This is a genomic window from Methylosinus sp. LW4 (genome assembly GCF_000379125.1).
GTDB lineage: Bacteria > Pseudomonadota > Alphaproteobacteria > Rhizobiales > Beijerinckiaceae > Methylosinus.
Genome location: NZ_KB900626.1, coordinates 470,266 through 492,841 on the forward strand (window position 1 = coordinate 470,266; position 22,576 = coordinate 492,841).

A 22,576-nucleotide genomic window follows, 5' to 3' on the forward strand; every position below is an offset into this window, starting at 1 on the left:
GCCCGCCAGATTACAATAATTCTTGGATGCCGCCGATGGGGCTCACGGCGTCGCGCCGACGAGCGGTATGTGGGCGAAGATGTTGGGCAGCGAGCGCCTCGTCGCCTCATGGCCGAGCTCGATCAGCTCCTCGGCGCGGTGGAAGTCGAACATGCCGACATCCTCGTGACGCGCATGGATGGTGGCGTCCGGCGGATCGCCCGCCATGCGCGAGCGCAATATGCGATCCTGGATGATGTTGAACGCGTCGATCATCGAGGCCGCGACATTGGGCGCGGCGCCGGGGCGGCGCTGGAAATAGCGCGGCAGAAGATGCGCCGCGAGGCCCGGCTCCGAGGCGTCGGCGAAGGGCGCGCTTTCTTTGGCGCGGCCGCCGCCCGCATGGGCGTGATGATCGTGGATCACATGGGAGCGATACATGGTGTCGGCGGTGACATTCACCGCGATCACGAAATCGGCGCCCAGCGCCCGGCAGACGGTGATCGGAATCGGATTGACGAGCGCGCCGTCGAAGAGCCAACGGTCGCCGATGCGCACGGGCTCGAAAATGCCGGGCAGGGCGTAGGAGGCGCGCACGGCCGGCGCCAGCGCTCCGCGCTTCAGCCAGACTTCGTGTCCCGTGCCGACCTCGGTGGCCACGGCGGCGAAGCGGACCGGCAGATCCTCGATCGAGAGGTCGGTCAGCTCCTTCTCGAGCGCAGCGCGCAGCCGTTCGCCGCCGATCAGGCTCATGCCCGAGAAGGACAGATCCATGAAGGTGAACACGCGCCTTTTGGTCATGGAGCGCGCGAAGGCCTCCACGGCGTCCAGCTTGCCGGCGGCGTAGCAGCTGCCCACCACGGCGCCGATGGAGGTGCCGGCGACCACATCCGGCACGATTCCATGCGCCGCCAATTCACGCAGCACGCCGATATGCGACCAGCCGCGCGCCGCGCCGGCGCCCAGCGCCAGGCCGATCTTGGGCCGGGCGGCCACGGGCGGGGGCGTCGGCTCGCGCGCGATGGGCGGGGCTTCGACGCCGCCGCCGCCATCCGGCGCCCATCTGTCGAAGGGATTGCGAAAAAAGGCCGTCATCGCGCCTCTCCTGCCTGCCGTCTCCGCCCGTATCGGTCTTTCTTATATTGGGCGGGAGGCTGCGCGCAGAAAGTAGCGGGGCCGTTAACGGCGTCGCCGCGGCGAGCCGGATCGCGGCTTCGGCTCAGGCCGGCTCGGTTCCGAAGATCGACCAGCCCATGCGCCGCGCCAGCTTCTCCAGCGCGATGCGGCCGAGATGCGAATTGCCATTGGCGTCGAGGCCCGGCGACCAGACGGCGATGGACGCCTTGCCCGGCGCGACGGCCAATATGCCGCCGCCGACGCCGCTCTTGCCGGGCAGGCCGACGCGATAGGCGAATTCGCCGGAGCCGTCATAATGGCCGCAGGTCAGCATCAGCGCATTGATGCGGCGGGCGCGCTCGGGCGAGACCACAGACGATCCGGCGGAGGGAATACGGCCCGAATGGGCGAGATAGCGCCCCGCCATCGCCAGCTGCCGGCAGGTCATGGCGATGGCGCAATGGTGGAAATAGACGCCGAGGGTGAAATCCACCGGATTGTCGATCACGCCGAAGGATTTCATATAATTGGCGAGCGCGATATTGCGAAAGCCGGTGCGTTTCTCCGATTCCGCCACGGCCCGATCGACATAGATCGTCTCGTCCTGGGCCAAAAACTGCAGAAAGCGCAAAATTTCGCCCAGCGCCTCGCGCGGCTGATGGCCGGACAGGATCACATCCGTCACCGCTATGGCGCCGGCGTTGATGAAAGGATTGCGCGGCACGCCGCGTTCGCGCTCCAGCTGCACGATGGAGTTGAACGGATTGCCGGAGGGCTCGCGGCCGACGCGCCGCCACAGAAGATCGCCCACCATGCCGAGCGCCAGCGTCAGCGTGAAGACCTTCGATATGCTCTGGATCGAGAAGGGCAGGTCGGCGTCGCCGCCGGCGGCGACGCGGCCCTCGGCGTCGATCGCCACCATGCCGAAAGCGCCGGGATCGACGCCAGCCAGCTCCGGTATGTAGCTCGCGACCTCGCCGCGATCCGGCCGCGCCGCCATTTCGGCGGCGATCTCCTGCACGGCTGTTTCGAGCTCGGTCACTTGGGCCTCGGTCACTTACTTGGGCCTACCAGAGCGCGACGTCGCGCCTTTTAGTTCTCGAGAACGAGGCGGGGAGCGGCGCCGCTCTCGCCCAAATTCTCGACATGGCGATAGAAGCAGGATTTGCGGCCGGTGTGGCAGGCCTTGCCGTCGCCGCCGGCCACGACCGCCAGCAGCAATGCGTCCTGGTCGCAATCGACCTTCAGCGACACCACTTTCTGCACTTGGCCGGAGGTGTCGCCCTTGCGCCACAGGCTCTGCCGGGAGCGCGACCAATAATGGGCGACTCCGGTCTCCAGCGTCTTCTCGAGCGCCAGAGCGTTCATATAGGCGACCATCAGCACCTCGTTCGTCGCCGCCTCGACGGTGACGCAGACGATGAGCCCTTGGGCGTCATAGCGCGGCGCGAGGGCGAGCCCTTCCTCGAGCGCATGGGCCTCGGCCGGCGGCAGAGCGGACATTGGATTTCCCCAGGGAAGCGGTCAGCGGGCGCCGCGCAGCAGCGTGTAGAAATGCACCTGCTCGGCCGGATCGTCGCGGAACACGCCCGAGAACTGAACCGTCACCGTGGAAGAGCCCTGTTTCATCACGCCGCGCATGGACATGCACATATGCTCCGCCTCCACCAGCACGGCGACGCCGCGCGGCGTCAGATGCTGGTTGATCGCGGTGGCGATCTGCGCCGTCATCGCCTCCTGCGTCTGCAACCTGCGGGCGTAGACGTCGACGAGCCGCGCCAGCTTGGAGAGGCCGACGACGCCGCCGGTCGGATAATAGGCGATATGCGCTTTTCCGACAAAGGGGACGACGTGATGCTCGCAATGCGAGAAAAACGGTATGTCGCGGACCAGCACGAGGTCGTCGTAGCCCTCGACCTCCTCGAAGACGCGCGCCAGCTCCTCGCCGGCGTCCTCCTGATAGCCGCGGAAGAACTCCTCATAGGCCTTCACGACGCGGCGGGGCGTCTCCTTCAGGCCTTCGCGCTCGGGATTGTCGCCCGCCCAGCGCAGCAGCACGCGCACCGCCGCCTCCGCTTCCTCGCGGGTCGGACGTTCCACGGGCGTCTCGGCCGTCTCGTTACGGTCGAGCAAGGACTTAACCACGGCATCCATGTGGCGCCTCCAGATAGACGATTGGCCCGACCACTTCGGGGAAGACGGCCGCTTTCATCGCGGCCTGCGGAATTATATACTCAGTGGAAGGATTCCACGTAACCCCCCGCTAGCAACTTATCGGCCACAATGCTCGATCAAGTCTACAACCAGCGCATACTGGAACTCGCCGCGCAGATACCGCGCGTCGGTCGGCTCGCGGCTCCAGATGCAAGCGCCACCGCCCATTCCAAGCTGTGCGGATCGACCGTCACGATCGATCTCACCCTATCGGATGGAAAAGTGGCGGATTTCGCACATGAGGTCAAAGCCTGCGCTCTCGGCCAGGCGGCCTCCTCGATCATGGCGCGCCATATTGTCGGCTCCACGCCGCAAGAATTGCGCGCCCTGCGCGAGACCGTCCGCAAAATGTTGAAGGAGAATGGCGCTCCCCCCGATGGAAAATGGGAGGAAATCGCCATTCTGGAGCCGGTGCGCGATTTCAAGTCGCGTCACGCCTCGACGCTCCTGACCTTCGACGCCGTCGTGGACGCGATCGGGCAGATCGAGAAACGACAGGGCTGAGGGGGACGCTTTCGCGCCCCTCTCATCCGGCGATGAGGCCTTTCATCGGCGCGACGCTCGCGGAGTCGGGAAAAGCCTTCTCCGCGAGAGCCTGCGCCGAAAGGTCGAATTGCTCGGCCAAAAGCCCCTTCAGCACGGCGCGCAAATCATGGGTCGGGGCGAGGTCTCGCTCCTGATAGAGACGGCTCGCCTTCAATCCGGGCCAGTCGGCGATGACGCGCGCGCCTCTCACCGCGCCGCCGGCCAGAAATGCGACGCTCGCCGTGCCATGATCTGTTCCGCCCGTGCCATTGACGCGCGCCGTGCGGCCGAATTCGGTGATGGCGACGATCGCCGTATCCTTCCAGGCCTCGCCGAGGCCTTTCTCGAACTCCTCCAGCGCGCCGTCGAGGCCGGAGAGGCGCGTCGCCAGCAGGCCGCTCTCATTGGCGTGCGTGTCCCAGCCGTCGAAGGCGAGGGCGGCGACGCGCGGCCCGTCCGGCGTCGCCAGCAGCCGCGCCGCGCCCATGGCCGCCTGACGCATGCCATTGGGCTGGTCCATGCCGCCGCGCGCCTTGGCCATATCGCCGGTGAGCCCGCCCGAGGTCGCGATTTTGTCGGCGTCCAGCCCCGCCCGCAGCGCGGCGGCGAGCGTCGGATCGCTATGCGTGTAGAGATCGAGCACGCGCTGGGCGAGGTCTTCGCCCGCCGGCGGCAGCACTTGCGGCGCCCAGCCGAGCGCCGGCGCAGGCCCGCGCATCACCAGCGGCGGCGCCGCGCCGACGCCGAGCCCGCGCCGCCGCGTCGGCTCCGATGATTGCAGCGCGAAGACGGCGCGATTGAGCCAGCCGGATTCTGTGTGTCCCGGGCCGGCGAAGCCGCTCTCCAGCACATCCTGCCCGTCGAAATGCGAGCGCTCGCGATAGCTGGTCGCCACCGCATGAACGACGCTCGCTTTTCCATCCTTATAGAGGCGCGCGAAGACCGGCATGGCGGGATTGAGCGCGAAAAATCCGTCGAGCGGCAGAGTGGGCTTGTCGCCGATGGGCGAGAGAGCGAGCGACCCGCGCAGCGCCGCGTAATCGGGATCGCCGATCGGCGCGACGGCCGAGAGCCCGTCCAGCGCGCCGCGCAGCACGATGACGACGAGGCGCGGATCGCGCGCCGCCGCGGCGCTCGCCGCTTTCGGAAAATGCGCCAATGCCAGAGAGGCGCCGCCGAGCGCGAGGAGGCGACGGCGCGAGAGAGAAGAGCGCGAGAGAGAAGAGGAAGAGGGAATGCGCATCGTCACCTCCGTTGAAATTCGGGCGACATGAAGAGAATCGCCAGCGCCTGCTGGCGCGATTCCGCGCGCGACGCCGCCTCCCGCGTCTCGCGCGAGGCGGCGAGGCCGGCGGCGGTGTCGAGCACGCTCAGCGGATGGCCGATGTCCTTCAGCCTCTGCGCCATCTGCCAGGCGACGTCGAGGCGCAGCTTCATCGCCTCGGGCGAGGCCCAGGCGTCGAGACTGTCGGGATAGCCATTGGGGCCGGGCGGCTGCCACAAGGGCATGCCCATGGCGTTCAGCATGTTGAGATATTGGCCGGGGTCATTGGGCAGCGCGCCCGTCGCCCGCGCCGCCGCCATCAGATATTCGTCCGGCGTGCGGATTTTCGCGAGCGGCTCGCTCCAGGCGAGATCGCTCGCGATCAGCGCCTCCGCCACCGCCGTGAGATCGCCTTCCGTGTCACGGAAGGTTTTCGCCAGCGTGTCGACGATCGGCTTCGGCGGCGCGTCGGCGATGAAATGCCGCGCCAGCTTGGTCGCGATATGCGTCGCCGTCGCCGGATGGCGGGCGATGTCTGCGAGCGCCGCCGCGCCTTGCTCGCGGCCCGTCTGCGGATAATGCTTGCCGAGCAGAGCGGGCGCGCCCGGCTCGTGCCAATTGGCCTTGAACACGAAGCCGCCCGGCTCGCCGATCTCGCTCTCCGCCTCGGCGAAGCTCCAACCGGTGATGATGCGCGCCAGCGCCGTCACATCGGCCTGCGAATAGCCGCCGCCGACGCCGAGCGTATGCAGCTCGAGAATCTCGCGCGCGAGATTCTCGTTGAGGCCCTTGCCGGCGAAGCGCCCCGCCGCGGAGCCTGGCCCGATGGAGCGCTGATTGTCGAGATAGAAGAGCATGGCCGGATGGCTCTCGACCGCCGCCAGAAGATCGGCGAAGCGGCCGAGCGCATGCGGCCGGATCGCCTCGCGCTCGAAGGGGCCGGCGGCCACGCGGAGGATTTGCCCCTTGGCGACCGAAACGGCGAAATGATTGGACCAGAAGGCGACGAGCCGCTCGACGAAGCCGGCCTGCGCGCTCGCCTGCTTCTCGAAACGCGCCATCGCCTCGGCGCGAAACAATTTCTGCTCGACCGGCGGCTCCTGCGGCTTGGGCTTGCCGTCGGCGCCCAGCGGCGGCGCGGCGGGGCCGGGCCCGGCCATCGCTGCGCCTGGCCCCACCGCCGCGCCGGCCATGGAGACGCGCGTCGCCTCCGCGGCCATGGCGCGCTCGCGCTCCATGCGCTTTTCCTGCTGATCGGCGAACAACGCCTGCAGGGCGACATTGGACGGGGCGAGCGAAGCATTTTCCAGCCGGCCGACATTGGGCCGGCGCAACTCTTCCAATAGAAAGCCGCGCGGATCGGCTGCGGCCGCGGCGAGATCGCCGGGCCTGGCCCCGAGGCCGAATCTGCTGAGAGCGATCAGCGCGCCGCGAGGATCTGGACCGATGGCCATGTTCCCCCCTTGATCGTGAGCCGCAAAATAGCGGCGCTCGCTTCATGCGCCCGCGCAGATGACCAGGGGATGAACCGCGAGCGGAGCGACCTATAATTTCACGCGAGCGCGGCGACCGCCATTCCATACGGTGTAAGAGTCGGCGCGCGATTCTTGAGGGAGGAGGAACCCAGCGTGCCGACGACCTATCTCCCGCGCGTCACCGCGGCCGATCACGAGGTCTTGCGCCATACAGTGACGAATTATCCGGCCGACACGCATGACAAATGGCTTCGCCTCCAAGCGAAGGAGATCGCCAATTGGCGCGCGAGCGGCTGGGATGTGGTCATGATCGAAGTCGGCGCCGAGGATTTCGACCGCTATTGCCGCGAGACCGGCGCGAGCCCCAATTTCCACACTTTCCGCGCGATCGCCTCCGCCAAGGCGATCGGCAAATTCGCATGAGCGCCGCGCAAGTCATGAGAGGCACGCGATGATTATTTCCTCGGCCGCCGATTATCGCGAGGCCGCGCGTCGGCGCCTGCCGCGCTTTCTCTTCGACTATATAGACGGCGGCGCCGGCGCCGAGCGCACGCTCGCCGCCAATATGGCGGAACTTCAGAGCGTCACTCTGCGCCAGCGCGTGATGCAGGGCGTCGCCGGCGTCGATGTCTCCACGCAGTGGCTCGGCGTCGCGGCGGATTTGCCGGTGCTGATCGCGCCCATCGGCATGTCCGGCATGTTCGCGCGGCGCGGCGAGGTTCAGGGCGCGCGGGCGGCGGCGAAAAAGGGCGTTCCCTTCATTCTCTCCACGCTCTCGGTCTGCTCGCTGGAGGAAGTCGCCGCGGCGAGCGCGCGGCCGATCTGGCTGCAGCTCTATATGCTCAAGGATCGCGGCTTCATGGAGAATATGCTCGCGCGCGCGAGCGCCGCGGGGATAGAGCATCTCGTCTTCACCGTCGATCTGCCGGCGCTGGGCGTTCGCTATAGGGACGCCCATTCCGGCATGGCCGGGCCATTCGCGCCGCAGCGGCGCCTGCTGCAGGCGCTCGCCAAGCCCGCCTGGGCCTATGATGTCGGCCTCATGGGCCGGCCGCATGATCTCGGCAATGTCGCGGCCTATCTCGGCGGCGCGATGAAGCAGCAGAATTATCTGCGCGACATCGCCGCCAATGTCGATCCCACGCTCGACTGGTCGACGCTGGATTGGGTGCGCGCGCGCTGGCCGGGCCGCATCATTCTGAAAGGCGTGCTGGACGAGGCCGACGCGCGCGACGCCGTCCGCTGCGGCGTGGAGGCGATCGTCGTCTCCAATCACGGCGGCCGCCAGCTCGACGGCGCGCCCTCCGTCGCGCGCATGCTGCCGCGCATCGCCGACGCCGTGGGCGACGATCTCCTCCTCCTCGCCGATTCCGGCGCCCGCTTCGGCCTCGACGTGCTGCGCCTGCTGGCGCTGGGCGCGAAGGGCGTTCTGCTGGGCCGCGCCTACGCCTATGCGCTGGCCGCGGCGGGGCAGGCGGGCGTGGAGAACATGCTGGATATTTTCGCGGCGGAGCTGCGGGTGGGGATGATGTTGTGCGGGGTGGGGGAGGTGAGGCAAATTGGTCGTTCAAATCTTTGCCGAGTGATTGAACCAGTGCGACAGGGCCAGCGACAGCCATGAGCCAAGCCTTTGCTGTGTTCTGGTTGGCTAGAACGATTTTAGCCGTTACACGTTTAGGTGAGTTGGGCGGTCGATGGTCGCCTATTACGAACTCGTGATTGGAGCAAGCAGTGAGTGCAAACGTCGACCCGGAGCCGAAGGCTGTAACTGCTGCTCAAGATGAGTTGTTGACGGCGATCGATAAAAAAATTGGGGAGGTTAGAACCGAAGCTATTGATTTAAGCTTTGGTGAAATTATGAATCTCATGAAAGATAATGAGATTATTATCGATCCAGACTATCAAAGGTTGTTTCGCTGGTCGGAGGAGCAGAGATCTCGCTTAGTAGAGTCGATTCTTTTACGACTTCCGATCCCTCCGATTTTCTTTATAGAAAATGAAGACGGTCGATACGAGCTAATTGACGGACTGCAACGTGTAAGCTCGATGGTGCAATTTCTGAATCACAAAGCTGTCGATAAGCCGGAACTCGTGCTTAAGGGGTGCGACATTGTCGGGGACCTCAACGGGATGACATTTGATGTGCTGCCACTGACTCTTCGGTTACAACTGAAGCGGTCAACAGTTCGTGCGGTAGTGATCAAGCGGCAGAGTAAGAATTTTCTTCGCTACGAGATGTTCAAGCGATTAAATACAGGTGGATCTGAGCTTAGTGAGCAGGAGATACGCAATTGCTCTGCTAGAATTTTTGGTGAAATTGGTGTTGTTTTCTATGAATATTTGGTTGAGTTGTCAAAATTTCCGACATTTTCGTCAACTACAAATACGCTTGCTGATGCTGATGAGGAAAAAAGGGGGCGCGAAGAATTGGTGCTCAGGTTCTTTGCGGCGAAGAATGGTCCTCAATTTTATCATGGAAACGTGGCGGAGTGGCTAAATAGTTATATGGAGTCCGTTTTTCTTGGTAACTGTAAATTTGACTATGATTTTGAGCGTAAGTTATTCCAGAGGGTTTTTGATGCAGTTTATCGAGTCTGTGGTGAGGGAGCGTTCTGCAAGTATAAGAACGATCTGCCCATAGGTGGGCTTGCGCCTGCTTACTTCGAGGCGGTTGCCTGTTCTTTTGCGCGGCAGATTGAAAAGGTAGAGTCTGTTGATCCTATTCGTTTGAATGGGATTTTGGTAGCATCAAGACAGACAAATGAGTTCCGTAGCAATGTTGGTACCGGCGCAAATAAGAGAACAAAGCTAATCGGTCGTATAGAAATATTGGAAGAAGCTATTAAGAGCGCCTAACATGGCATCTAAGCAGCTTATATCTACGATCGATGGCGAACTATGCTGGCGCGAAGGTGAGCTCGCAATTGCAAAGCTCCATCTTCATAAATCTCTAATTGACAGAATGGCATTCGCGTATTCATATAGGTGTATAGTTATGCTTACATATGCACACTATGAAGCTTTTTCGAAGCGAATAATTGCGCAGGCTATGCAGGATATATTTACATCTGGAATAAGGTGGTCAGAATGCTGCGATTCGATAATAGTTAATCTTTTTGCAAATAGATTGAGGCAAAATCTTTCCTCTTTATCTAACAAGGAATTATCTGCGTGTGCAATTAAATCATTGTGCTTGGTTGATGATTTGCCGCCTCCAGATGCTTCTATGATACTAGACTGCGGAAATTTGAATAATCAAAATTTCGACTGGGCGCTTGGGTGTGTTGGTGTGGATCCGACCAAATTTTCTTACGCTCGCCGAGACATAGGCCGGATTGTCGCGCTTCGGCACGATTGTGCACATGGTGAGCAACTTACTTTTGATACGACAAAGTCGAATGCTGATCTGGCAGCAGATATATTTCAGTTGCAATCTAGTATTATACTATTAATGCATGCGCTGGCGGTAGAGATAATAGATCTGTTTGAGCGATCGGGATACAAGCGAGTCCCTTAGGAGATTTAAAATTCTGATCGTATTCGATACGAACGCAAAACTGTCTGTCTCATGGCCCACTCCTAAAGGGGAGTGGTCGGACCGCGGAGCGGTCCGGGGTGGGGTCAACGCCCGAGACTCGGGGATCACCCCCTCCCGCTCGCCTTCGGCGATCGACCTCTCCCCTCGAGGGGGAGGTGGGCGCGCCGCTCAGCGCGAGAGACGCCGCTACCGCTCGCGCGCCTTTCCCCCTAACCTCCCGCCATGACGGAAGAGACGATTCGCATTCTCGGCATAGACCCGGGCCTTCGCAACACGGGCTGGGGGCTCGTCGAGGCGTCGCGCGGCTCGCGGCTCTCCTTTGTCGCTTGCGGCTCGCTGCATTCGGACGGCGACGCCTCCATGGGCGAGCGGCTCGCGCAATTGCAGCGCGGGCTCGCGCGCATCATCGAGGAGCATGCGCCGCATGAGGCGGCGATCGAGGAGACATTCGTCAATCGCGATCCGCAATCGGCGCTGAAGCTCGGACAGGCGCGCGGCGTCGCGCTGGCGGCGCCGGCGCTCGCCGGGCTCGAGGTGGCGGAATACGCCGCCAATGTCGTCAAGAAGACCGTGGTCGGCAATGGCCACGCCGATAAGGAGCAGATCGCCATGATGGTGCGCGTGCTGCTGCCGCTGAGCCGGGCCGAGAGTCCCGACGCCGCCGATGCGCTGGCCGTCGCCATCTGCCACGCCCATCATCGCGCCGGCCGCATCGCCGCGCGCAAGCTCGCTGCGGGGGCGCGATGAGCGGTTCGCGCGGGGCGCTGTGCGAGCCTGAAGGCTCGCGGTCCGGGCGCGGCTCGGCCTTGGACAATCACCCTCGCCCTCATGCTGAGGAGGTCGCGAAGCGACCGTCTCGAAGCACGGGGGCGAGCTCCATTGGGCGCCGCGTGACGCTTCCCTCGTCCTTCGAGACGCGGCCTGCGGCCGCTCCTCAGGATGAGGGAAGCTTCATTTTATCACTCTGGGGCGGTATTGGCGCGCTCGCGATCCTCCTGTTCGCCGGCGCGGCGCAGGCGGGCTCGCTCGACGCACATTCGCCGATCGGGCGTTATGCGCTGGATGCGGCGAGCTGCAAGGCGAAGGATTATTTCGCGACGCTCGAGGAGACGAAGCTCACGCTGCCGACCTATTCCTGCGAAGGCGTCGAATATGACGAGACCGAGAATAAGGGCGGCCGCGCGCTCTTCTCTGTGACGGCGCGGGCCTGCTCCGGCGAGGAGGGCGGCAAGCCGCATCGAGACGCGTTCAAATTGACGCTCGAAGGCGGCGTGTTGCGATTTCTCTGGAGCGACGGGACGAAGAGCGCCGGGCTCGTGCGCTGCGCGGGGGCGAGATGATCGGCAAGCTCAAGGGAATCGTCGATTCCTATGGCGAGGATTTCGTCATTATCGACGTGCATGGCGTCGGCTATGTGGTGAGCTGCTCGGCGCGCACGCTGCAAAAGCTCGCGCCCGTGGGCGAGGCGGCGGCGCTCTCCATAGAGACGCAGGTGCGCGAGGACGCCATACGCCTCTTCGGCTTCTCGTCGGAGGCCGAGCGCGACTGGTTCCGCCTGCTGCAGAGCGTGCAGGGCGTGGGCTCCAAGGTGGCGCTCGCCATTTTGTCCATTCTCTCGCCGGGCGAGCTGGCCTCCGCCATTGGGGCCCAAGACAAGGCGATGGTGGCGCGCGCCTCCGGCGTCGGCCCCAAGCTGGCGGCGCGCATCGTCGCCGAGCTGAAGGACAAGGCTCCGGCCTTCGCCGGGATCGATCCGGCAGTGGCGCGGCTTTCCGGCGAGGAGCCAGCGGCGGCGCCCCAGGCGGCGCAGGACGCGATTTCCGCGCTGGTCAATCTCGGCTATGGACGCCCGCAGGCGGCGGCCGCCGTCGCCAAGAGCCTCGAGGCGATGGGGGAGGGGGCCGATACGGGCGCGCTCATCCGCCGGGGGCTGAAGGAGCTGGCGGGCTGACGGCCGAGCGCCTCACCGCTGCGCCGGCGCGATCTGATTGCGCGGATCGTCCTTGGCATTGACGTAATCGATGCTCCAAGGCCCCATGGCGTCGATCTGGAGCACCGTCTCCGCGTCGAAGAAGGCGTAATGCGCCACGCCCGGCGGCATGATGGAGAAGGCGCCCGCGGGCAGCTCCTCGACGCTCGCCCGATCCGCCGCCGGACCGAGGCCGAGCCGCATGCGCCCGGAAACGATCGAGACGACCTCCGCCTTGGGATGCGTATGCGGCGGAATGCGATAGCCCGCGGGCGCCTTCAGCCGCATCACGAAGATTCCGTCCTTGGCGGGATCGCCATAGAGGACGGCGGCCTCCGCCCCGGCCGGCAGCGACGGCGGCGCGGCCGTGAAGGGAATGTCGCCCGGCAGGAGGACCTTATGCGTCCCCACATGATCGGCGCCCGACGGCGCCGCCGAAAGGAGCGCGGCGACCCCGGCCGCCGCAATGATCGCATGGGCGCGTCTCATCTTCGCCTCCTCTCTTCGCCAGAAACCTCGCGACGGGCGCTGCGCCCGCGGCGGCTCATATAGGGCGCGGCTCCGACTGGCCGAGGGGCTGATTGAAATTACGGCGCTTTTTTGTTTGGCCGGCAGAAATGTCGGGCAGTAACACTCGAGCAACCTCCTTGCGCCATATTTCCGCTCGTCTCGCGGAAAAGCGATTGTGTTCGCATGCGTCGTAAGTAACTTGTGCCGGAGAGTAGTGTCATGAAGTCGCGAGATGCCTTGGTTCGGCTGAAACGTTTTCACGCCGAAGAGTGCCGGCGCCGCGTGGCGCAGCTTCAGACGATGATCGCTGAATTCACCCGCATGACGGGCGATCTCGATCGCGAGATCGCTCATGAGGAGCAGCGGGCCAATATCACCGACCCCAATCACTTCGCCTATCCGACCTATGCTCAGGCCGCGCGCACCCGCCGCGACAATCTCCTGCGCTCTGTCGCCGATCTCAAGGACCAGCTGGTCGAGGCGGAGACGCATATGAAGGATGCGGCCGAGGAGCTGGGCAAGGCGCAGGGCCAGGAAGCCCGCGACCGCGGCGGCGATCGCATCATCGATCTCGTCGCCGAGCGGCGCGTCTGACGTTTTTCTGGCTCAGGCCAGAAAATAGAAGAGGCGCGAGCCGAAAAGCCGCAGCCAGACGCCGACGCTGGGACGCCGCACCGCGCCCGGCGCCTCGCCGCATGCGAGCTGCTCCGCGATCTCGGCGACCGGATAGCGGAAGAATCGCAGCGTAAGGTAATTGCGGCGCGCGCCCGCCTCGACAAAGGCCAGCTCGAAGCGGGCGAGATCGCGGATCCAGGCGGGCTCGGCGCGCGCGAGGCGCGCTGCGAGCGCAGCCGCATCGGCGCGATGGCGCCCTGGCCGCGGCGGGCCGGCGACAACGGCGAGAAGTTCGCGATCGAAACGCGCGCCCAGCGCTCTATAGGTCAGCGGCAGCGTCTTGCGCGCGTCGAGCGTCCGTTTTCCCTTCAGGCAATCGGCAAAGCGCGCGACGGCGGCGGGATCGATGCGGGCGAAGCTCTCGGCCTCCGCCTCGCCGAGCCCGAATTGCCGCGCACGCTCGAGCGGCGCGCGGAAGAAGGCCTTGCGGAACGTCTCGTCCGTATAGAGAAGCGCCAGCAGCTCCTGCGTCTCCTTCAGCGGCATAGGCGGCTGATCGCGCGCGCGTGCGCGACCTCCTCGAGGAGATCGCCGAAGGGCGGCAGATTTTCGTCCCGCTCCAGCACCATCGCCCGCGCATTGGGCGCGCGCGGCAGGACTTTCTTGAGCAGGCTCCAGATTTCCGGCGGCGCGGGGGCGTCATGGCTGTCCATCAGCAGGCCGCGCAGCCGCCGCCCGCCGGCGATGTGGAATTGGACCACGCGCTCGAAGGGCCAGCGGTCGAGCTCGGCCTCGAGATCGACGCCCTGATTGACGGCGTTGGTGTAGAGATTGGTGACGTCGCAGAGCCAGCCGCAGCCGGTCAGCTCCAGCACGCGGGTGAGAAAGCCCGCCTCGTCCATCTCGCCGCCGGGGACGAGCGCGATGACAGTCGGATTTTCGAGGATCAGCGGAGTGGAAATCGCCCGGCGCACGGTCTCGACATTGCGCGCCACCGCCTCCGCCGCCTCCTGCGTGTAGGGCAGGGCGGCGAGATGGCCGATGGAGATTCCGCCCGCCTTAGTGAAGGCGAGATGCTCGCTCCACCAGGGCGGATCGAGCCGCGCGACGAGGGCCGCCAGCTTTCGCAGATAGGAGGGATCGACGCCCTCCGCCGAGCCGAGCGAGAGATCGAGCCCATGCGGCACGATGGGGAAATGATCGGCGAGGAGATCGAGCTCGGCCAATTTCTCCCACGAGGCGTCGAGATAATGGTCGGCGATGATCTCGACGATCTCGATCTTTTCGCGATTGGCGAAGAGATCGGCGCAGAATTGCGGCCGATAGCCGAGGCCGGCGCGCAGCTCTGTGGGCGTCGCCATGTGGTTCAGTCGCCGCCGCCGCCGCAACCGCCGCAACCACCGCCGCCGTCTCCGCCGCCGCCGCTGCTGCAGGACGAGCCGCAGGAGCCGGAGGAATCGCTCGCCGACTTCCTGAACAGGCTCATGAATTCCGGCTCTAAGGCGCCCTTCAGCGCCTCATAGCCGAAGATCGAGACGAGGAAGAGCGAGCCGGCGTCGAAAGCCGCAGCCCCGGCGGGGCGCGATTTCGCCTGGCCGAGCTTTTCGGAGAGGCGGCGGCCATAGGCGCGCTTGATCGTCGCGAGATAGGCCGTCCCGCGCGCGCTGGCGACTCGCTTGCGGGCCTTGGAGGTCAGCATCCAGAGGAAAATTTCGGCGGCCGCCGCCAGGACGATGAGAAAGATCACGTTGTGATGGCCGGCGAGGAGCGCCGCCGCCAGCTTGCTCGCCCCCAGGCCGAGGAGGACGATCGAGCCGAGGATAAAGGCCAAGCCGGCGGTCCGGCCGACGCCGAGGGGCGCCAGCAGGTCATTCTCGACGAGGCTCCGCCGCTCCGGCGCGCAGAGCCTTTCTATATCGGCCGCCAGCGCCTCATCGGCGAAGAGATCGCCCGGCGTCGGCCGCGCCGAAAGCGCCGCCAGCACGCGCGCCGAGCGGGCGTCCAGCGCGCGGCCGGACTGTGGTCCGGCGCCCCGCTCCAGCCGTCCATCGGCTATGCCGACATAGCCTTGCTGGCGCAGATCGAACAAAAGCGTGCGGATGACATTATTGACGCCGCCCGCGAGATAGGCGAGCGCAATGGCGTCGGGCTCGCTCGGCGCTTTCAGCCGGGCCATGTCGCGCGTCGGATCGGCCGCGCGGATGAAGAGGAAGGACAGGCCGAGCGTCAGCGCCGCCACGCCGGCATAGAGGCCTAAAAACTCCGGCCCCGGAAGACCGAGGATCGAAAAGCCGGCCATAGGCGCCCCCGCGCTGGCTGAAAAGAAATTGCGGAGCAGATTAGCAGCCCCCGCGCTGCGGACAAGCCGACGCCGGAACGACGCCGGCATTCAGGCTTGCGGTCGCGGCGTGGCCATGCCAGTGAGAGCGCGCGCTCCGCACCGGGAGCGCCGAACCCACAGCGCCACATGAAAAAAATTTTGGAATTTGTCTGGCCTCTCGTCGGGCTGGTGGCTGTCATCGCCTCTTTCTATCTTCTCTATGGCGAATTTCGCGGGGAATCGGTCGGCGAGGAGGTCTGGGCCGATCTTCGGGCCATTCCCGTCTCCCATTGGATCGCGGCCGGCTTCTGCTCGCTGCTCGCTTATGCGGCGCTCGCCTGGTACGATCGGATCGCGTTGCTGCATCTGGGCGTGAAGCACATCTCCATGGTGTTCATCTCGCTGTGCTCCTTCACCACCTATGCGCTCTCGCACAATATCGGCGCCTCGGTGTTCTCCGGCGCCGTGGTGCGCTACCGGGCCTATTCCACCAAGGGCCTGACGGCCGGTCAGGTGGCGGTGCTGGTGGTGCTGTGCTCCTACACTTTCGGCCTGGGCACAGTGCTGCTCACCGGCATATTGCTCACCTATCAGCCGAGCCTGCTCGGCCGCCTCTCCGGCATGCTGCCGGAAATGCTCACCAATGAGCATACGGCGCTCATCATCGGCCTCTCCTGCCTCGGCGCCGTCGCGCTCTATGTCGTTGGCTCGCTGATGCACTTCAAGCCGATCGATCTCGGCAAGATCCATGTGATGTATCCGCGGCCCGAGGTGATGATCCGGCAGATGTTCGCCGCGCCCCTCGAGCTGATCGGCGCCGCCGGCATCATCTATTTTGCTCTGCCGGAAGGCAGCGGCACGCCCTATATCGTCGTGCTCGGCACTTTCCTCTTGTCCTTCTCGGCGGCGCTGGTCTCCCATGCGCCCGGCGGGCTCGGCGTGTTCGAGCTCATCTTCATCAAGGCCATGCCGGATGTGCCGCGGCTCAAGGTGCTGACCGCTCTGCTGGTGTTCCGCCTGCTCTATCTCATCGTGCCGCTGCTGTTCGCGCTCGTCGTCGTGCTGGTGTTCGAGCGCGGCCGTCTCGCCGAGACCTTGCGCGGCCGCGCCGACAGCGAGAGCTGACGGCCGAACTGGCGCGAAAAAGGCCCTGAAACGACGAAGAGCCGGCGGCCTCCAAGGCGCGCCGGCTCTGCGTTTTCAAAGAGGCGCCGCGATCGGGCGCCGAAATCACATACGGTATTGCTGAAGGCGGGTCGTCCGCAATCCGGCGAGACCATGCTGGTCGATCGACATCTGCCAGCTCAGAAACTCGTCCACCGTCAGCGTGTAGCGGGTGCAAGCCTCCTCGAGGGAGAGGAGCCCGCCGCGCACCGCCGCGACCACTTCGGCCTTGCGGCGTATCACCCAACGCTTGGTCGTGGGCGGCGGCAGATCCGCGACGGTCAATGGGCTGCCATCGGGGCCGATGACATATTTGACACGCGGACGATGCGTCTCGGTCATTTTGTTACTCGCATACTCTCACGATCACTCGACCCTCCCTCTATAGGCGAGGCGATTTAACATTTGCCTAAGCCAAACTCCTGTGTTTGCGGCCAATTGAGAAATCGCCGTTTACCATAGCTCACGGTCGGCGGCGCCGCGGGGCGAGCGATCGGGAATCCCGAGCGATAGCGAGCCTATCGCTCGGGATTCCCCGCCGGAACGACAGAGCCCGAGCTACTCGCCCGCGACCCGCTCCACCTTCACGCGCGCGACGCCCGCCGAACGGAAGCCGAGGCTGTCCGCCGCATGAGCGGAGACGTCGATCACTCGTCCATGCACGAAGGGGCCGCGATCATTGATCGTGACGACCACAGAACGGCCATTGCCGAGATTGGTCACGCGCGCGCGCGAGCCGAAAGGAAGGCTGCGATGGGCCGCCGTCAGCGCCCCCACATGGCCCCCGCTCGCCGTCCGGCCATGATAGCCGTAGTAGGAGGCCTTCCCCACCCAGGATTGGCCCGCCGCCGTCGCTGTCGAACCCGCAAAAATCGCCGCTCCGATGATCCATTGTTTCAATGCGCTATCCCCCTTGCCGTTTCTCTCCCGACAGCCGACCGAGCTCGGCCCGAGCTGTCGAGTAGACCCGCGGTAAGGGTGAGTTGTGATCAAATAGTGGCGAGAGCGCCAGCGCCGGATTTTGCCTAGTTCCGCGCCACGACGCCAAGTATGCCGCATCAATATTTCGATGTAATCTATACTAAAGCCTCAAATAAACATTTATGTATTTTGCAATATATTTGTCATTGAATTACTTTTCTGTGACCGAAATGACACAGGCTGCGAGAATCTGTCGGCCAGCTGTCAAGCCCTGTCATGAACGGATCGATCCAGGGCGAAGCGGCCGGGACCCGCGAGGGCGAAAAGCGCGAAGGCGACGCCATAGACGAGCCAGCTCGCCGCCATTGTGGATCGGCAGAGCGCCGCGGGCGGCGTGGCCGACGACATAGGCGGCGACCATTTCCGCCGCGAGCACGATGGCCGTCAGCCGGGTGAAGAGGCCGAGGAGCAGCAGCAGGCCGCCGAGGATCTCGATCGCCCCGGCGAGGCCGAGCAGAGAGACGAGCTTCAGCCCGTCGAACATGGCCACATGTGGAAAGCCGAAGAGCTTGGCCGTCCCATGCTGAAGGAAAAGCAGAGCGGCGAAAATGCGCAAAAGGCCGAGCAGCGCCTGCGCGCGGCCCGGCGAAGCCAGAGAAGCCATGGGCGTTTCCTCATTTGTCGAGGATCGCGCCTCACAGGATCGAGGCGACCTCCTCGAAGGAGAAACGCGGACCCCGCGGATAGAGTTTCGCCGGATCGCCATAGCCGATGTTGATGAGGAAATTGGACTTCACCGTCCCGCCGGGGAAGAATTCGGCGTCCACCTTCGCATTGTCGAAGCCGCTCATCGGCCCGGCGTCGAGCCCGACGGCGCGCAGCGCCAGCAGGAAATAGGCGCCCTGCAGCGTGCCATTGCGAAAGGCCGTCGTCTCGATGAGCGGGGCGTTGCCGACGAACCAGGCGCGCGCGTCGGTCGCCGGATAGAGGCGCGGCAGATGCTCGTAGAATTGCGTGTCATGGGCGACGATCGCCGTCGCCGGCGCGGCGAGCGTCTTGTCGAGATTGCCGGGAGCGAGCGCCGGCGCCAGCCGCGCCTTGGCCTCCGCCGAGCGGATGAAGAGAAAGCGCGCCGGCAGGCAATTGGCGCTGGTCGGCCCCCATAGCGCGAGCCGCACCGCCTGCTGGAGCAAAGCGTCGGGGACCTCGCGATCAGACCAGCCGTTGTGAGTGCGCGCTTCGGTGAAAAGCTGCGCGAGCGCCTCGGCGCTCAGAATTTCCTGCGAAATGTCGTTTTGCGCCATATCATCGCTCCTCGGCTCGCTCGCATCGCGGCTCGCGGGAGAACGCGCGCGCCGCTCAGATGTCCCGGCCCTCGACTTCCAATCGCAGCCGCTCCTCCGCCTTGCGCCATTCCTCGCGGCGCGGATCGAGCGCGCGGGCGCGGCGATAGGCCTCGAGCGCGCGCGCCGCGGCGCCGGCTCGCTCGCGTAGCGCGCCCAATGCGCCGAGCGCGTCGAAACGGCGGGGCTCCAGCCGCACCGCGGATTCGAGATCGCGCTCCGCCCCGTCGAGATCGCCGAGCGCGATGCGGACATTGGCGCGGCCGACCAGCGCCTCCGCCCATTCCGGCTCGAGGATGACGATGCGGTCGAAGAGATCGAGCGCCAGCGAATCCGCGCCGAGGCCGACGGCGACGAGCGCGCGGCGCATCAGCAGGTCGACGGTGGGGGAGGCGGAGCGCGCCCAGAGCCGGCCGATCGCCTGGGCGAGGGCGCTCTCCTCCTCCTCGCTCTCGGCGAGGGAGAGGCGGCGGATGAGATCGTCGAGCGAGTCGCGCGCCGTCTGCGGCGCCCGCTCGGGCGCGATCTCCGGCTCGGCCGGGGCGGCCGGCCGGCGCTGCGGCGAGAACACGCGCGCGCCCGGCGGCAGTGGGATCGGCACGCGGCCTATGCCGGGAATTTCGAGAAATTGCGGCTCGGTGAGCGGACGCTCGGCCCCGGCGGCGAGCGCCCCGGGAGCGGGGAAAAACGCGGCCGCGAGCAAAGCGGCGAGAATGCGGGACGAGGGCGCGAGGCGCATGAGCGCGACTGTAGCAAAGGCGCTGGCCTCGAGACAAGGACCATGCGAAACGCAAAAAGGGCCGCCGCTGAGCGGCGACCCTCTCGTTTCAAGCTCAGATCAAAGGCTCAGAGCGCCTTGAGCTGGTCCGCGGAGGACTTGCCGGTGCGGCGGTCCTGCGCGATCTCGAAGCTCACCTTCTGGCCCTCGCGCAGATCGCGCAGGCCGGCGCGCTCCACCGCGCTGATGTGGACGAACACGTCCTTGTCGTCGCCATCCGGCTGGATGAAGCCATAGCCCTTCTGGGCGTTGAACCACTTAACCGTTCCAGTCGCCATTTGTCTCTCCAGACATAGAGGAGAAGGCCCGCCTGCGCGGGGCCGGGTCGATCGATGTAGGGAGAGGTCGTCAGCGGCTCCGTCTCCGAAGCGCGCCCAAGTCGCCGGCCGAAAATCGATGCTCGGGAACATAGAGGGCCGAACCGCCCCGGGCAATGGCGGATCACGCTATAGGCCATAAGTAATTCCCGAAAAAGAAAGGATTTCCTAACCTACACAATTGGAGGAGGCGCCTGGTTCACGCCACATTCATCGAGACGGCGCGATCTTAGCGTTGGATTTACGATCATCGCGTCGAATTGTCGCTGAATGATCGTGACCTGCGACGGCGGGGGGAGGCCCCCGCGCGCAGCCAGAAGCGGAGAGCAAAAGTGATCGACCTCGTTCGGCAAGCGATCGACGAGAATGGACGCCTGCCCGCGCCCGCCTGCGACATAGCGGACAACGCCGACCTCTATGAGCTCGGCCTCACCTCATTCGCGGCGGTCAGAATCATGCTCGCGCTCGAGGACGCCTATGGCGTCCAATTCCCGGAGCATATGCTGCGCCGTCGCAATTTCGCCTCCATCGCCGCCATCGTCTCCTGCCTGCATGCGTTGGAGCGCAAGGCGGCCTGAGCCGGCGCTCATAGGCGGGCGCCCGAGGGGCAATAGCGCGCCTTGCGATCGGCTCCGGCCGAGAGCGCGGCTGGAAAGGCGTTCTGCTGCGGCGCGAAAGCCAGCAGCGCCGGCGTCACCGGCCGCGTCGAGGCCGCCCAGCTCTGGAAGGCGGCGGAGCGTCCCTCGCGCGTCGCGCGGGCGGCCAGCTTCTCCGCCCCCGGCTCCGGCGTCAGCCCGTCGAGCCCGCATTGGGCGAAGAGCGGAATGCGATAGGCCGGCGGCGGCGCGGCGCAGGCGCGCTCCATCATCACCACTATGGTGAAGAAGACGAACGCCGAGAAGGCGACGAAAAGCGCGCCGATCCGACGCGCGCCCAAATCTGCTCGTGACATTTTGGACCCCCTTGGCCGCAAAACCGGCCGAAAGGGTCAAATGGAGCGCCGCCCGCGTCGCTCCAGCGCGAGCGTGGGATATGATTAGCAGGGAGTGACCGGAGGCCTCACGCCGGCTACTGGTCCAGCGCCTTCTCCTTGCGCTCCGCCCCGCCGAGGCGGCGATAGACGAAAGGCGGCGCCGGCAGCAGCGACTCGTTCTGCCCCAGCGCGGCGAATTCCTCGTGATGGGCCGAGCGATGGCAGGCGGGGTCGGTCGCCGCGGCGTCGCCCGTGACGGCCAGCGCCTGGCAGCGGCAGCCGCCATAATCGACTCCGCGCTTGTCGCAGCTGCGGCAGGGCTCCTGCATCCACTCCTCGCCGCGAAAGGCCTGGAAGGCCGCGCCGTCGCGCCAAATCTCGGCGAGCGGGCGGTCCCGCACATTGTCGAAGGAAAGGCCCGGCAGAGTCTGCGCGGCATGGCAGGGCAGGGCCTTGCCGGAGGGCGTCACCACCATGATGCTGCGGCCCCAGCCGCCCGTGCAGGCCTTCGGGCGCGAGGCGTAATGGTCGTGGATCACGAAATCGAAATTGAGCACGCCCTGCAGGCGCTTCTTCGCCTCTTCCACAATGCCGACGGTGGCGAGGAATTTCTCGCGCGTCGGGATCAGCGCGGCGCGGTTCACTTCCGCCCAGGCGTAATATTGAATATGCGCCACCTCGAGCCGCTGCGCCCCGACTTCCACCGCGAAATCGATGATCTGCGGCAGATGGTCGATGTTCTGGCGATGGATCGGCGCATTGATGGTGAGGCCGAGGCCGAGCTCCCGCGCCCAGCGCGCGACGTCGCGCTTCTTGGCGACGCCGCCCTCATAGCCGGAAATATGGTCCGAGCTTTCCGGCACGACGTCCTGCACCGAGACCTGCACATGATCGAGGCCGATCTCGGCGAGATGCGCCAGACGCTCGCGCGTCAGCAGCACGGCGGAGGTCACGAGATTTGTGTAGAGGCCGGCGTCGACGGCGTGGGCGAGAATCTCCTCGAGATCGCGGCGAATGGTCGGCTCGCCGCCGGAGAGATGCAATTGCAGCGCGCCGATGGAGGCGGCCTGACGAAACACGTCGCCCCATTCGCCGGAGGTCAGCTCCGTATTGGCGCGCTCGAGATCGAGCGGATTGGAGCAATAGGGGCACTGGAGCGGACAGCGATGCGTCAGCTCGGCGAGCAGCCCCGCCGGGCCGCGCTCGAAGGGCGCATAGGATTTCGCCGTCTGCGACAGGGGAGGGGGCGAGAATGCGTCCGGCCCGTCGCGCAGCAGGCGCTTGTCGGCGAGGCCTTGCAGCAGCTTCACGACATCCGTCTGGATCACCTCGACCGGCGCCGAATAGCTCTGCGCGAGACGCTGCGAAATCTCGGCGACTCTGGCGAGGCCATCGACATGGCCGAGCACGGCGAGGCCGATCGGGTCCAGCTCATAGGCGCGTTCCGGCGCGAGGATCACCTTGCGCTTGCGCACGACATCCTCGTGCAGGCGCGAATAGCGCGTGAAGGCCGGCTTCGACTCCGGCGCCACAATGAAACGCGCTTCGCTCATTC

The 22,576-nt window shown here is 65.3% G+C and carries 29 protein-coding genes; 11 read left to right on the top strand and 18 right to left on the bottom strand.

All coding sequences use genetic code 11. The annotated features are described in order from the left end of the window. Positions 1 to 42: 42 nt before the first annotated feature. The 4 genes from METLW4_RS0102400 to folE form a co-directional block, all read right to left on the bottom strand. Positions 43 to 1,074, bottom strand: coding sequence for a patatin-like phospholipase family protein (locus tag METLW4_RS0102400; RefSeq protein WP_018264611.1), 1,032 nt, complete (start codon positions 1,072 to 1,074; stop codon positions 43 to 45). Between the two features lie 124 nt (positions 1,075 to 1,198). Beyond that, positions 1,199 to 2,137: a glutaminase gene (locus tag METLW4_RS0102405; protein WP_026191192.1), complete on the bottom strand. Its 939-nt coding sequence runs from the start codon at positions 2,135 to 2,137 to the stop codon at positions 1,199 to 1,201. A 50-nt stretch (positions 2,138 to 2,187) separates the two neighbouring features. Then, entirely contained in the window at positions 2,188 to 2,598 is a 411-nt protein-coding gene (hisI, locus tag METLW4_RS0102410) for a phosphoribosyl-AMP cyclohydrolase (RefSeq protein WP_018264613.1), read from the bottom strand. 21 nt (positions 2,599 to 2,619) lie between these two features. Then, the gene (folE, locus tag METLW4_RS0102415) at positions 2,620 to 3,249 is read right to left on the bottom strand and encodes a GTP cyclohydrolase I FolE (RefSeq protein ID WP_018264614.1); all 630 of its coding nucleotides are present in this window, start codon (positions 3,247 to 3,249) and stop codon (positions 2,620 to 2,622) included. Between the two features lie 129 nt (positions 3,250 to 3,378). Here folE and METLW4_RS0102420 point away from each other — a divergent pair, with 129 nt between their 5' ends. Beyond that, positions 3,379 to 3,813, top strand: coding sequence for an iron-sulfur cluster assembly scaffold protein (locus tag METLW4_RS0102420; protein ID WP_018264615.1), 435 nt, complete (start codon positions 3,379 to 3,381; stop codon positions 3,811 to 3,813). 22 nt (positions 3,814 to 3,835) lie between these two features. Here the strand turns inward: METLW4_RS0102420 and METLW4_RS0102425 are convergent, their stop codons facing one another. Both METLW4_RS0102425 and METLW4_RS0102430 read right to left on the bottom strand, forming a co-directional pair. After that, a complete protein-coding gene (locus METLW4_RS0102425; protein ID WP_018264616.1) occupies positions 3,836 to 5,077 on the bottom strand; it encodes a DUF1501 domain-containing protein in 1,242 nt (413 codons plus the stop codon). 2 nt (positions 5,078 to 5,079) lie between these two features. Beyond that, on the bottom strand, positions 5,080 to 6,552 hold the full coding sequence (locus tag METLW4_RS0102430; protein ID WP_018264617.1) for a DUF1800 domain-containing protein: 1,473 nt from the start codon (positions 6,550 to 6,552) through the stop codon (positions 5,080 to 5,082). 174 nt (positions 6,553 to 6,726) lie between these two features. On the opposite strand from METLW4_RS0102430, the gene METLW4_RS0102435 reads away from it, so the two are divergent. The 7 genes from METLW4_RS0102435 (at position 6,727) to ruvA (ending at position 12,062) form a co-directional block, all read left to right on the top strand. Further along, positions 6,727 to 6,996, top strand: coding sequence for a hypothetical protein (locus METLW4_RS0102435; RefSeq protein ID WP_018264618.1), 270 nt, complete (start codon positions 6,727 to 6,729; stop codon positions 6,994 to 6,996). A 28-nt stretch (positions 6,997 to 7,024) separates the two neighbouring features. Further along, positions 7,025 to 8,194, top strand: a complete 1,170-nt coding sequence (locus METLW4_RS0102440) for an L-lactate dehydrogenase (RefSeq protein ID WP_018264619.1) — start codon at positions 7,025 to 7,027, stop codon at positions 8,192 to 8,194. Positions 8,195 to 8,292: 98 nt separating this feature from the next. Next, the gene (locus METLW4_RS26850) at positions 8,293 to 9,429 is read left to right on the top strand and encodes a DUF262 domain-containing protein (RefSeq protein WP_198290161.1); all 1,137 of its coding nucleotides are present in this window, start codon (positions 8,293 to 8,295) and stop codon (positions 9,427 to 9,429) included. A gap of 1 nt (position 9,430) precedes the next feature. After that, entirely contained in the window at positions 9,431 to 10,090 is a 660-nt protein-coding gene (locus METLW4_RS28850) for an MAE_28990/MAE_18760 family HEPN-like nuclease (RefSeq protein WP_198290162.1), read from the top strand. A 243-nt stretch (positions 10,091 to 10,333) separates the two neighbouring features. Continuing rightward, complete coding sequence (ruvC, locus tag METLW4_RS0102445; protein ID WP_018264620.1) at positions 10,334 to 10,858, top strand: crossover junction endodeoxyribonuclease RuvC; 525 nt, start codon at positions 10,334 to 10,336, stop codon at positions 10,856 to 10,858. A 143-nt stretch (positions 10,859 to 11,001) separates the two neighbouring features. Then, positions 11,002 to 11,451 (top strand): hypothetical protein, encoded by a 450-nt coding sequence (locus tag METLW4_RS28225; protein WP_018264621.1) that lies wholly within the window; start codon positions 11,002 to 11,004, stop codon positions 11,449 to 11,451. After that, a complete protein-coding gene (ruvA, locus tag METLW4_RS0102455; RefSeq protein WP_018264622.1) occupies positions 11,448 to 12,062 on the top strand; it encodes a Holliday junction branch migration protein RuvA in 615 nt (204 codons plus the stop codon). Before METLW4_RS28225 ends, ruvA begins: the two co-directional genes overlap by 4 nt. 12 nt (positions 12,063 to 12,074) lie before the next feature. Here the strand turns inward: ruvA and METLW4_RS0102460 are convergent, their stop codons facing one another. Continuing rightward, positions 12,075 to 12,569 (bottom strand): cupin domain-containing protein, encoded by a 495-nt coding sequence (locus METLW4_RS0102460; protein WP_018264623.1) that lies wholly within the window; start codon positions 12,567 to 12,569, stop codon positions 12,075 to 12,077. A gap of 240 nt (positions 12,570 to 12,809) precedes the next feature. On the opposite strand from METLW4_RS0102460, the gene METLW4_RS0102465 reads away from it, so the two are divergent. Beyond that, on the top strand, positions 12,810 to 13,184 hold the full coding sequence (locus METLW4_RS0102465) for a flagellar export protein FliJ (RefSeq protein ID WP_018264624.1): 375 nt from the start codon (positions 12,810 to 12,812) through the stop codon (positions 13,182 to 13,184). A gap of 12 nt (positions 13,185 to 13,196) precedes the next feature. Here the strand turns inward: METLW4_RS0102465 and METLW4_RS0102470 are convergent, their stop codons facing one another. The 3 genes from METLW4_RS0102470 to METLW4_RS0102480 are packed head-to-tail and all read right to left on the bottom strand — an operon-like array spanning position 13,197 to position 15,504. After that, positions 13,197 to 13,751 carry a hypothetical protein gene (locus METLW4_RS0102470; protein ID WP_018264625.1) on the bottom strand — a complete coding sequence of 185 codons (555 nt, stop codon included), beginning with the start codon at positions 13,749 to 13,751 and terminating at the stop codon, positions 13,197 to 13,199. Then, entirely contained in the window at positions 13,742 to 14,566 is an 825-nt protein-coding gene (locus METLW4_RS0102475; protein ID WP_018264626.1) for a DUF692 domain-containing protein, read from the bottom strand. The genes METLW4_RS0102470 and METLW4_RS0102475 overlap by 10 nt, the downstream gene beginning before the upstream one ends. A 5-nt stretch (positions 14,567 to 14,571) precedes the next feature. Further along, a complete protein-coding gene (locus METLW4_RS0102480; protein WP_018264627.1) occupies positions 14,572 to 15,504 on the bottom strand; it encodes a TIGR04222 domain-containing membrane protein in 933 nt (310 codons plus the stop codon). Between the two features lie 168 nt (positions 15,505 to 15,672). On the opposite strand from METLW4_RS0102480, the gene METLW4_RS0102485 reads away from it, so the two are divergent. Continuing rightward, positions 15,673 to 16,650, top strand: coding sequence for a UPF0104 family protein (locus METLW4_RS0102485; protein ID WP_018264628.1), 978 nt, complete (start codon positions 15,673 to 15,675; stop codon positions 16,648 to 16,650). Between the two features lie 105 nt (positions 16,651 to 16,755). On the opposite strand, the gene sciP is transcribed toward METLW4_RS0102485, so the two are convergent. The 6 genes from sciP to METLW4_RS0102515 form a co-directional block, all read right to left on the bottom strand. Then, positions 16,756 to 17,031, bottom strand: a complete 276-nt coding sequence (sciP, locus tag METLW4_RS0102490) for a CtrA inhibitor SciP (RefSeq protein ID WP_018264629.1) — start codon at positions 17,029 to 17,031, stop codon at positions 16,756 to 16,758. Positions 17,032 to 17,247: 216 nt separating this feature from the next. After that, positions 17,248 to 17,589 (bottom strand): septal ring lytic transglycosylase RlpA family protein, encoded by a 342-nt coding sequence (locus METLW4_RS0102495; RefSeq protein ID WP_018264630.1) that lies wholly within the window; start codon positions 17,587 to 17,589, stop codon positions 17,248 to 17,250. A 295-nt stretch (positions 17,590 to 17,884) separates the two neighbouring features. Next, positions 17,885 to 18,274: a DoxX family protein gene (locus METLW4_RS23685; protein ID WP_245258397.1), complete on the bottom strand. Its 390-nt coding sequence runs from the start codon at positions 18,272 to 18,274 to the stop codon at positions 17,885 to 17,887. A gap of 31 nt (positions 18,275 to 18,305) precedes the next feature. Beyond that, the gene (locus tag METLW4_RS0102505) at positions 18,306 to 18,914 is read right to left on the bottom strand and encodes a malonic semialdehyde reductase (RefSeq protein WP_018264631.1); all 609 of its coding nucleotides are present in this window, start codon (positions 18,912 to 18,914) and stop codon (positions 18,306 to 18,308) included. Positions 18,915 to 18,969: 55 nt separating this feature from the next. Further along, positions 18,970 to 19,692 (bottom strand): tetratricopeptide repeat protein, encoded by a 723-nt coding sequence (locus METLW4_RS0102510; protein ID WP_018264632.1) that lies wholly within the window; start codon positions 19,690 to 19,692, stop codon positions 18,970 to 18,972. A 107-nt stretch (positions 19,693 to 19,799) separates the two neighbouring features. Continuing rightward, positions 19,800 to 20,009, bottom strand: a complete 210-nt coding sequence (locus METLW4_RS0102515; RefSeq protein WP_018264633.1) for a cold-shock protein — start codon at positions 20,007 to 20,009, stop codon at positions 19,800 to 19,802. 371 nt (positions 20,010 to 20,380) lie between these two features. On the opposite strand from METLW4_RS0102515, the gene METLW4_RS0102520 reads away from it, so the two are divergent. Beyond that, on the top strand, positions 20,381 to 20,626 hold the full coding sequence (locus METLW4_RS0102520; protein ID WP_018264634.1) for an acyl carrier protein: 246 nt from the start codon (positions 20,381 to 20,383) through the stop codon (positions 20,624 to 20,626). 8 nt (positions 20,627 to 20,634) lie between these two features. Here METLW4_RS0102520 and METLW4_RS0102525 read toward each other — a convergent pair whose 3' ends face one another. Together METLW4_RS0102525 and pqqE are read right to left on the bottom strand one after the other, a co-directional pair. Then, the gene (locus tag METLW4_RS0102525) at positions 20,635 to 21,000 is read right to left on the bottom strand and encodes a hypothetical protein (RefSeq protein ID WP_157234804.1); all 366 of its coding nucleotides are present in this window, start codon (positions 20,998 to 21,000) and stop codon (positions 20,635 to 20,637) included. Between the two features lie 116 nt (positions 21,001 to 21,116). Then, entirely contained in the window at positions 21,117 to 22,574 is a 1,458-nt protein-coding gene (gene pqqE / locus METLW4_RS0102530; protein WP_026191194.1) for a pyrroloquinoline quinone biosynthesis protein PqqE, read from the bottom strand. Positions 22,575 to 22,576: the final 2 nt, after the last annotated feature.